The sequence below is a fragment of the Pseudescherichia sp. genome (assembly GCF_031998825.1).
Classification (GTDB): domain Bacteria; phylum Pseudomonadota; class Gammaproteobacteria; order Enterobacterales; family Enterobacteriaceae; genus Pseudescherichia.
On the sequence record NZ_DAMACX010000011.1, the window covers coordinates 95539 to 103901 of the forward strand.

Annotated in this window: 14 protein-coding genes; all 14 read left to right on the plus strand. The window is 50.4% G+C overall.

What is annotated here, in order from left to right; genetic code table 11:
• The 14 genes from RTP97_RS07800 (at position 1) to minE (ending at position 8290) form a co-directional block, all read left to right on the plus strand.
• The gene (locus RTP97_RS07800; RefSeq protein WP_312412360.1) at positions 1-168 is read left to right on the plus strand and encodes a DUF1317 family protein; all 168 of its coding nucleotides are present in this window, start codon (positions 1-3) and stop codon (positions 166-168) included.
• Positions 165-656: an NUMOD4 motif-containing HNH endonuclease gene (locus RTP97_RS07805; protein WP_312412362.1), complete on the plus strand. Its 492-nt coding sequence runs from the start codon at positions 165-167 to the stop codon at positions 654-656. The genes RTP97_RS07800 and RTP97_RS07805 overlap by 4 nt, the downstream gene beginning before the upstream one ends.
• Positions 653-1246, plus strand: a complete 594-nt coding sequence (locus RTP97_RS07810; protein WP_312412365.1) for an MT-A70 family methyltransferase — start codon at positions 653-655, stop codon at positions 1244-1246. Before RTP97_RS07805 ends, RTP97_RS07810 begins: the two co-directional genes overlap by 4 nt.
• Positions 1243-1404, plus strand: a complete 162-nt coding sequence (locus RTP97_RS07815; protein ID WP_312412368.1) for a DUF2737 family protein — start codon at positions 1243-1245, stop codon at positions 1402-1404. The genes RTP97_RS07810 and RTP97_RS07815 overlap by 4 nt, the downstream gene beginning before the upstream one ends.
• On the plus strand, positions 1404-1772 hold the full coding sequence (locus tag RTP97_RS07820) for a phage protein NinX family protein (protein ID WP_312412370.1): 369 nt from the start codon (positions 1404-1406) through the stop codon (positions 1770-1772). The genes RTP97_RS07815 and RTP97_RS07820 overlap by 1 nt, the downstream gene beginning before the upstream one ends.
• Positions 1769-2020, plus strand: coding sequence for a hypothetical protein (locus tag RTP97_RS07825; protein ID WP_312412372.1), 252 nt, complete (start codon positions 1769-1771; stop codon positions 2018-2020). Before RTP97_RS07820 ends, RTP97_RS07825 begins: the two co-directional genes overlap by 4 nt.
• Positions 2017-2448, plus strand: a complete 432-nt coding sequence (locus tag RTP97_RS07830) for a DUF551 domain-containing protein (RefSeq protein ID WP_312412374.1) — start codon at positions 2017-2019, stop codon at positions 2446-2448. The genes RTP97_RS07825 and RTP97_RS07830 overlap by 4 nt, the downstream gene beginning before the upstream one ends.
• A 263-nt stretch (positions 2449-2711) precedes the next feature.
• Positions 2712-3569 (plus strand): hypothetical protein, encoded by an 858-nt coding sequence (locus RTP97_RS07835; protein WP_312412376.1) that lies wholly within the window; start codon positions 2712-2714, stop codon positions 3567-3569.
• A gap of 133 nt (positions 3570-3702) precedes the next feature.
• A complete protein-coding gene (locus RTP97_RS07840; protein ID WP_312412379.1) occupies positions 3703-4320 on the plus strand; it encodes an Eac protein in 618 nt (205 codons plus the stop codon).
• A 261-nt stretch (positions 4321-4581) separates the two neighbouring features.
• Positions 4582-5010 (plus strand): hypothetical protein, encoded by a 429-nt coding sequence (locus RTP97_RS07845; RefSeq protein ID WP_312412382.1) that lies wholly within the window; start codon positions 4582-4584, stop codon positions 5008-5010.
• Between the two features lie 240 nt (positions 5011-5250).
• A complete protein-coding gene (locus RTP97_RS07850; RefSeq protein WP_312412385.1) occupies positions 5251-6300 on the plus strand; it encodes a tyrosine-type recombinase/integrase in 1050 nt (349 codons plus the stop codon).
• A gap of 174 nt (positions 6301-6474) precedes the next feature.
• On the plus strand, positions 6475-7185 hold the full coding sequence (gene minC, locus RTP97_RS07855; RefSeq protein ID WP_312412386.1) for a septum site-determining protein MinC: 711 nt from the start codon (positions 6475-6477) through the stop codon (positions 7183-7185).
• A 22-nt stretch (positions 7186-7207) separates the two neighbouring features.
• Entirely contained in the window at positions 7208-8020 is an 813-nt protein-coding gene (minD, locus tag RTP97_RS07860; protein WP_312209374.1) for a septum site-determining protein MinD, read from the plus strand.
• 3 nt (positions 8021-8023) lie between these two features.
• Positions 8024-8290, plus strand: a complete 267-nt coding sequence (gene minE / locus RTP97_RS07865) for a cell division topological specificity factor MinE (RefSeq protein WP_042391279.1) — start codon at positions 8024-8026, stop codon at positions 8288-8290.
• Positions 8291-8363: the final 73 nt, after the last annotated feature.

Consider the following 8363-nt stretch of genomic DNA (forward strand, 5'->3'; position numbering starts at 1 on the left):
GTGACCGTGGACAACCCATACGCAGACATCCGAGTAGGCAGCGTTACGCTTGTCTATTCAATCGTTAAAAGAGGCTGGGTATATCCCGGCCTCTCTGTTATCAGAAACCTACTCAAGGCGCAGCGTGTTGCGGAAGAACTGAACAGAGTAAAGCAGGAGGCGGCATGAATGACTATACCGGAAGTAACACGCCATTAGATCAGCGTATTTGGAAGCCAATTAATGGCTATGAGGGGCTTTACGAAGCTTGCTCATCCGGGGAAATTCGCTCAGTTGACAGGATTGATAGATTTGGGCGGGTGCGAGCCGGTAAGCAATTAAAGCTGCACGACCATTCGAATGGATATAGCTCGATAGGACTATGCAAAAATGGCGTCAAAACTCATTACCTTGTTCACCGAATTGTCGCCTCAACTTTTATCGGCGAGCCACCTGATGGATTTGTAGCAAATCATATCAACGGCAACAAAAAAGACAACAGAGTTGAAAACCTTGAGTGGTGCTCTATGGCCGACAACAACAAGCACGCCCATCGAACGGGATTGAATTACATCTCTGAAAAGAACAGAAGCTGCACCTCTGAGCGAATGAAAAAGAGGCATGCCGAGAGTAGAAAAAGAAAGGCGAAAATGCTCGCCCGACGGGAGGCGGCATGACCAACAAGTACACCCTGATTTATGCAGATCCGCCGTGGTCCTACCGCGACAAAGCAGCCGACGGTGACCGCGGCGCGGGGTTCAAATATACGGTTATGAACGTGCAGGATATCTGCCGGATTCCGGTTTGGGATCTGGCTGCAGATAGTTGCCTGCTGGCCATGTGGTGGGTGCCAACGCAGCCGGTAGAGGCGCTGAAAGTTATCGAGGCGTGGGGGTTTCGCCTGATGACCATGAAGGGCTTCACCTGGCACAAGACGAACCGCGTGAAGGGTAACAGCGCGATCGGCATGGGCCACCTGACCCGGGCTAATAGTGAAGATTGCCTGTTTGCGGTGCGCGGAAAATTGCCTGAGAGGATGGATGCTTCCATCTGCCAGCATGTCACCGCGCCGAGGCTGGAGAACTCCCGCAAGCCGGATATCGTGCGCGAAAAACTGATGCAGTTGCTCGGTGATGTTCCGCGCATTGAGCTATTCGCCAGGCAGTCATCGCATGGATTTGATGTTTGGGGAAACCAGTGTGAAGGCCCGGCAGTTCAGTTGTTGCCCGGCTGCGCAATAGATGTTGTGAAAACGGAGGCAGCATGAGAAGCGAGCAAGCTACATACAGAACGGTGTGCGTTGGCGGGAAGCGCAATAAAGATTCTGCGCCAACAAAGGAAGAGCTGATGCAGCGAAACAGCTTCCCTTCAGTTAACCAAAACCGGCACCTTGATAAGATGCTCAGAAAACAGAGGGACGCGTGATGGATTACAGCAAGATGAGTGATGTAAGCGTTAATGAAGCGGTGGGGAAGCTTGTTGCACGTGATGGCCTGACGGTAAAGAAGTCAAGTGGAGAAGTATTTATCCATGAGTATGCCGACTTTGGTGGACATAAAGGAATTTGCACCGGATGGAAGGCCTTCGACCCCTGCAACAACGCCGCCGACGCATGGCCGATTATCGTCGAAAATAACATCAGCATCATTCTCGAAAGTGGACGAGAGCCATGCGCTCTTGGTGGGGTTATAACAGGGCATGGTTTAGAGCTAGATTTTAAACATCTTTGGCAGGGAGATAATCCTCTGCGCAATGCAATGATCGTCTACTTGCAGCTTCAGGAGGCCAAATGAATAAAAAGCAGCTGGCAATTCTGGAAAGGGCTTGGGAGGCCGATATCGCACACGCGCTTAAAGAAAGCCCATTCCCACTATTTCAGTCTAAATCAAAGGTTGTGCAGCAGCTGGCAAATGATGGATATCTTGAGTACATCGAATTTAAAGACAGGGGTATTACCTTCAAAGGCTACCACATTACTCATCTTGGAATTTTGACGTACTGCGCCAGCCTGCCACCGGAAGAAAGTAAGGAGGCCAAATGAGCGAGCGCGAGCAGTTTGAGGCGTGGGCAAAAAGGACGGGCGCATGTAGCAAAAGCATAGGTTTCAATAAGTGCATCTTCCCCGGTTCAGATGTTTATGACGACCCTGTGCTACAGGGTTATTGGTCTGCATGGCAGGCAAGCAGGGAGGCGCTTAAGGCTGAGCAGGGAAATGATGGCTGGATAGCGTGCGCGGATAGGATGCCGGAGGAAGGAGGTCGGTACTGGTGCTATGTCGAGGAGCAAAACAGCCTGGGGAAAAGCCATTATCAGTGGAATTGCTCATGGAATGGTGATGAATGGGGCGGTGAAGCACTCAGTGGACGCGTAACTCACTGGATGCCACTCCCCTTACCTCCTGCAATCAACCACCCCATCGACACAACACCTAACCAGTATGACGCGCTGGGGAAAGGAGGTGAGCAGTGAGGGGTAGGATGTGCTGCATGATGACAGCCGGTCTGGCTTGCGGCGTTGGCATGGGGATAGGCGGTTTGACAGGGGCGCTGGTTGTCATCTGCATATCGGCGAGCTTTGTTCTTGGAATGATAGCAATGATTGACTAATGAGCCGCTAACACTGCGGCTTTTTTAATGCCCATGCGGCAGTAAATCTATCAACTAACGACTGCTCTAAGCGGGCAGTGAAAATTAAACGGCCCTTTAGGGCTTTTTTTGTGCCCGGAGGTTTTTATGCCAGGGTTTACCAAAGGTTTCATTCCGCAGAAAGAATTCACCCATCGACCAGAACGCTTCAACGTTCTTTCATCAGGGGGGGGCACGCAAAGCAATGCAATCATCTGCCTAATCCACGCAGGTGTGCTACCAAAGCCAGACATTATAGTCATGTCCGATACCGAGCGAGAGGCCAGCAACGTATTCGAGTATCAGAGACAGTACATCGCCCCTCTCTGTGAAGAAATGGGGGTTGAGTACCATATTATCCCCAAGAGTAAGTATGCCACCTATGACCTTATAGGTTCCGATGAGGATGCCCCTCTGCCTGGGTATTTCACTGAATACGAAGGCAGAGATATTAGAGGTCAGTGTTCAGGAAAGCAGCCTGCCTTCTGTTCAATTAAGTGGAAGACAGAGGTCATTCACCGGTTCCTTAATCAAAGATACGGAGAGAAATATCTTACTGAACGCGGCGTAGATACATGGCTTGGAATCAGCATTGAAGAGGCTCAGCGCCGTGCTAAATTCCCCGCGGGGAAATGGCAGCGTCGTTACCCTCTGATAGAAATGATGATGACAAAGCAAATGGCTATTCAGTGCGTTGAGGATTACGGACTCCCTACCCCTCCAGCCTCTCTATGCTGGATGTGCCCGAACCGCGATGATGACCTGTGGCTTTTCATGAAGAATAACGTACCTGAAGACTTCGCTAGAGCGTGCGCTCATGAAAAGGAGATTCAGAAATTATGGCCACACCTTTGGCTCACAAAGTACGGAGTGCCACTGGCGGAGGCCCCCCTTAAACCGAGTGGCGGTAAAAACACGCAAATGGACCTCATCCAGTTCTGCGACAGTGGCCAGTGTTTTGTGTAGACGGCAACTTACAGCCCACTCCCTGAGTAGGCTGTTGGGTGCAATCCAGCACCGCTCTGACACAGGAGACTGGCGTCAGAGTTCGGATTGATTATTTAGCCCGCCACTGTGCGGGCGTTTTTTTGGAGGGAATATGTCAGATCAGAGCAAACACTACGATTACTATCTCGTTGAAGGTCCGGAAGTGAAGTCACTCATCGATGGCTACAACACTATAAATGAACAGAGAAACGACATTCTTGAAGCCGCAATAGAGAGTGTTGGAGCTATAGCCTGGACAAACAATAGCCGCTGGGGTGACAAAGGAGATCTGCTTGAGTCATTTGTGTGGGAAAAAGGATTTGAGTTTCCCTGTCTGGTGACAGTCAAGAAAGAGCTTTCTTTTGAAGGTAAGCGAGTTGTTATCGCCAGAGGGAAAGGAAACACCAAGGAGGGTCGTGAATATAACAAGCAGCTGGACAAGGTGAAGGCTGACGCCAACCAGAAACTAAAAGACCTGCCTATCTGGCAATCCTACATCATCAACCATTACGACATCATGCGTACCGGCATTGGAGGTCGAGCCGGAAATAGCGGATTCGGTATGGCGATGCTGAGCACATACGGCGGCAAGCACCCAACTCGCGACGACACCCTTCTATTTGCAATCCCCAACGATAAGGAAGATCGCCATAGAGAGGTTGTCATTCCTGACAACTTCCAAAAACTAACGTACGGACAGTTTTACGACATCACCGAAGGTGCCGAATAAGAGTCTTATTTTGCAAGGAGTAACCAATGCGGGTTCACATACTCGTCAGGCATCACAGAAGGTCGGTAGTAAAAGTTGAGGAAGTCGTATCGGTGCACGAAAGCAAGGCCGACGCCCTGAAAATCATGTTCAACAAGAACTCCATTCACGAATCACGTCAGCCGTACCTTTACCGCGTTATCAGCAAGAAGCTTCTGTAACGCTACATCATCATGGCCGCCGAATAAGACGGTTTATTTTTGCCCGGAGGAAAGCATAGATATGGAAGCTAAAACAATTGGGGACGTTATTGAATTTGTATCACGATCAGTAAATCCACCACCACATCACATGACCGTCCTTAGCTTTTTATCCAAAAATTTGGGGTCTGGAACTGCCATTGAAGATGTGGATGTTGACAAAGTTTACAACGAGAGAGTAGCCAGGAACACCCTTCTTAGCTACCGACACTACTGGCGTAAATACGCAAAAATAGCGAACCCTGCATCAAAACCAATGAGATATGCCCAAGGTAGCGGGATGAATAAAAAGCCTGCAAAGACCAAAGAGCAGCATGTCTCTTGTGTGTCTATGCGCATCCCCATCCCTCTTCCTGAGAGAGGGATTGTTGTTTACGTAACGTGCCCAGTGAACATAAATGCACAAGAGGCCGAGCTAATAGGAAACGTTTTAAGTGCTTATGCAATCTGAGCATTCAGCGCTTGAAATCTTTCTTCAGGAGGAAACCGTGGATAAAGAGCCATTCATGAAGCTACGCGCATTTGCAGAGCGTATCTGCGTGTCGCCCAGCACTATCTATCGCGACCCTGCCCGATTCCACATGTTCAAGGTCGGAGGGTCATGGAGGGCTAACGAAGAAAGCGTGGAAAATTTCACTAAAACACCTAACAATGTCTTCCGGCTGGCTGTGGTCGGTAAGGAGTCAATGAAATGCCGATCTATAAACGAGGTAAAAACTACTGGATTGATATCTCAGCACCGGACGGAACGCGAATTAGACGCTCTGCTGGCACCGCGGAGAAGGTCAAAGCGAAGGAGTACCACGACAAGTTAAAGCATGAGCTGTGGGATGTGAGCAGACTGGACAGGAAGCCGGTTCATTACTTTGATGAAATAATATCGCTCGTTCTGAAGGATGCCGAAGAGCAGAACGCATACGAAAATAAGAAGGGTTATGCCAGGTACTGGCTTAAGGTTTTCAGGGGCCGGGTGATTACCGAGATTCAGGGATACGAAATCGCAAAGATGATGCCGACGCACTCCAGGCATAAGTCAAAGAAGCCGCTGGCTAACGGAACCGTTAACCGGTACCGGGCATTTATCATCCGGGCGTTCTCTCTGGCTTTGAAGCATGGATGGATTGACCACCGGCCATACGTGCCTGAGCTAAGAGAGCCGAAGGTTCGGGTTCGGTGGATCAGGAAGTGGCAGGCCAGAGATTTAATCGACAGCCTGAAGACCGACATCATGCGAAGAATAGTCTCCTTCGCCCTGCTTACCGGAGCAAGGCGCGGAGAGATTTTATCGCTGACGTGGGAGCATGTGGATTTTGAAACTGGTAACGCGATAGTCACTGCTGAGAATGCCAAATCAGGCAAGGCTAGACCACTGCCATTGAATGAAGAGGCGGTACGGATTCTACGTGAATGTGACATGTCATGCGAATACGTATTCACCGTGGGTGGCAAACGGCTTACCGATATCAATCGCAGCGATTTTGAGCAAGCTTTAAATGCATCGGATATCTCTGATTTCAGATTTCATGACCTGAGACATACATGGGCAAGCTGGCATGTGCAAAATGGAACACCGCTGATGACGCTGAAGGAACTTGGCGGATGGGAAACGCTTGAGATGGTAAAAAAATACGCCCATCTGAGCGCCGAACATTTGACCCGGTTTGTAGGCTCTGTCACGTTTTTGGCACACGAAAATGAAGTTGAGGCCATGCGTAATAAAAAAATCTCTGCATCAGGTTGATACATATAGGTTTTTGAAAGGCCGTTTTTGAGTAAAGTTACTTAGTAAATAGACTTTTACTCTTAATTAACGGGAGGTGTCTTGCCTCAATATAGCGGGGACTATAACATGCCTGAGAGTCTTCGGAATATCACCCCGTGCGCGGGGGATAATAGCTAAATGAGTAAGGTCAGGATGTCAAACACGCCCATCGAGCTTAAAGGCAGTAGTTTTACCTTATCAGTGGTTCATTTGCATGATGCGAAACCCGAGGTTATTCGTCAGGCCTTAGAAGACAAAATCGCACAGGCTCCCGCTTTTTTACAGCATGCTCCCGTTGTTATTAACATTTCCGCGTTGGAAGAGGCGGTAAACTGGCCTGCTTTGCAAAAAGCCATCGTCAGCACCGGTTTGCGCATTGTCGGCGTCAGCGGCTGTAAAGAGGCCGAGCTGAAGGCTGAGATTGACCGCGCCGGGCTACCGCTGCTCACTGAAGGCAAAGAGAAAGCGCGCCAGCAGCCGGCCACGCCAGCTCCTGCAACGCCTGCTGTTGAAGAGCCAATCGTCGCGCCGATCACAAAAACACGCTTAATTGATGTTCCGGTTCGTTCCGGACAGAGAATCTATGCCCCGGGCTGCGATCTGATCGTCACCAGCCACGTCAGCGCGGGCGCAGAGCTGATCGCCGATGGCAACATCCATATCTATGGCATGATGCGTGGACGGGCGCTGGCGGGGGCCAGCGGCGACAGGGAAGCACAAATTTTTTGCACACATCTCACCGCGGAGCTGGTCTCAATCGCGGGAGAATACTGGCTGAGCGATCAAATCCCGGCCGAATATTATGGCAAAGCGGCACGCCTGCTCCTCGCGGATAACGCTTTGACTGTTCAACCATTGAATTAAGCCCTTATAACAAGGAACTCCTATGGCACGCATTATTGTTGTTACTTCGGGTAAAGGGGGTGTCGGTAAGACGACCTCCAGCGCGGCCATCGCGACTGGTTTGGCCCAGAAGGGAAAGAAAACCGTCGTTATCGACTTCGATATCGGCCTGCGTAACCTCGACCTGATCATGGGTTGTGAACGCCGGGTTGTCTATGATTTCGTTAACGTTATTCAGGGCGATGCTACGTTAAACCAGGCGCTGATCAGAGATAAGCGCACGGAGAGTCTCTATATTCTTCCCGCTTCCCAGACGCGTGACAAAGACGCGCTGACCCGTGAAGGCGTCGAGAAAGTGCTCGACGAGCTGAAGAAGATGGATTTTGATTTCATCGTCTGCGACTCCCCGGCCGGGATCGAAACCGGTGCGCTGATGGCGCTCTACTTCGCCGATGAAGCCGTCATTACCACTAACCCAGAGGTCTCCTCAGTACGCGACTCGGACCGCATTCTGGGCATTCTGTCGTCCAAGTCGCGCCGCGCCGAGAACGGTCACGAGCCGATCAAAGAGCATCTGCTGCTCACGCGCTACAACCCGGGCCGCGTCAGCAAAGGCGATATGCTGAGCATGGAGGATGTGCTGGAGATCCTGCGCATCAAGCTGGTCGGGGTTATCCCGGAAGATCAGTCCGTGCTGCGCGCCTCTAACCAGGGCGAACCTGTGATCCTGGACGCGACATCAGATGCCGGTAAAGCGTATGCTGATACCGTTGAACGTCTGCTGGGAGAAGAACGCCCTTTCCGCTTCATCGAAGAAGAGAAGAAAGGTTTCCTCAAACGCCTGTTCGGAGGATAAATTATGGCATTACTTGACTTTTTTCTCTCACGAAAGAAGAGCACCGCTAACATAGCGAAAGAACGTCTGCAGATTATCGTGGCCGAGCGCCGCCGTAGCGATGCTGAACCGCACTATTTGCCGCAGCTGCGCAAAGATATTCTGGAAGTGATTTGTAAATATGTGCAGATCGATCCGGAAATGGTGACGGTACAGCTGGAGCAAAAAGATGGCGATATCTCTATTCTCGAGCTGAACGTTACCCTGCCGGAAGCTGAAGAGACGAAATAACGTTTTATCGTTATCTCCTTGACTAGTCCTGGAATAGGTTGACACTTTTCAGGCCTGTAACGCCCGGTGAACT

Coding starts and splice junctions, on each gene's coding strand:
- RTP97_RS07805 (WP_312412362.1), top strand. CDS start 165: ATGAATGACTATACCGGAAGTAACACGCCATTAGATCAGCGTATTTGG.
- RTP97_RS07810 (WP_312412365.1), top strand. CDS start 653: ATGACCAACAAGTACACCCTGATTTATGCAGATCCGCCGTGGTCCTAC.
- RTP97_RS07815 (WP_312412368.1), top strand. CDS start 1,243: ATGAGAAGCGAGCAAGCTACATACAGAACGGTGTGCGTTGGCGGGAAG.
- RTP97_RS07820 (WP_312412370.1), top strand. CDS start 1,404: ATGGATTACAGCAAGATGAGTGATGTAAGCGTTAATGAAGCGGTGGGG.
- RTP97_RS07825 (WP_312412372.1), top strand. CDS start 1,769: ATGAATAAAAAGCAGCTGGCAATTCTGGAAAGGGCTTGGGAGGCCGAT.
- RTP97_RS07830 (WP_312412374.1), top strand. CDS start 2,017: ATGAGCGAGCGCGAGCAGTTTGAGGCGTGGGCAAAAAGGACGGGCGCA.
- RTP97_RS07835 (WP_312412376.1), top strand. CDS start 2,712: ATGCCAGGGTTTACCAAAGGTTTCATTCCGCAGAAAGAATTCACCCAT.
- RTP97_RS07840 (WP_312412379.1), top strand. CDS start 3,703: ATGTCAGATCAGAGCAAACACTACGATTACTATCTCGTTGAAGGTCCG.
- RTP97_RS07845 (WP_312412382.1), top strand. CDS start 4,582: ATGGAAGCTAAAACAATTGGGGACGTTATTGAATTTGTATCACGATCA.
- RTP97_RS07850 (WP_312412385.1), top strand. CDS start 5,251: ATGCCGATCTATAAACGAGGTAAAAACTACTGGATTGATATCTCAGCA.
- minC (WP_312412386.1), top strand. CDS start 6,475: ATGTCAAACACGCCCATCGAGCTTAAAGGCAGTAGTTTTACCTTATCA.
- minD (WP_312209374.1), top strand. CDS start 7,208: ATGGCACGCATTATTGTTGTTACTTCGGGTAAAGGGGGTGTCGGTAAG.
- minE (WP_042391279.1), top strand. CDS start 8,024: ATGGCATTACTTGACTTTTTTCTCTCACGAAAGAAGAGCACCGCTAAC.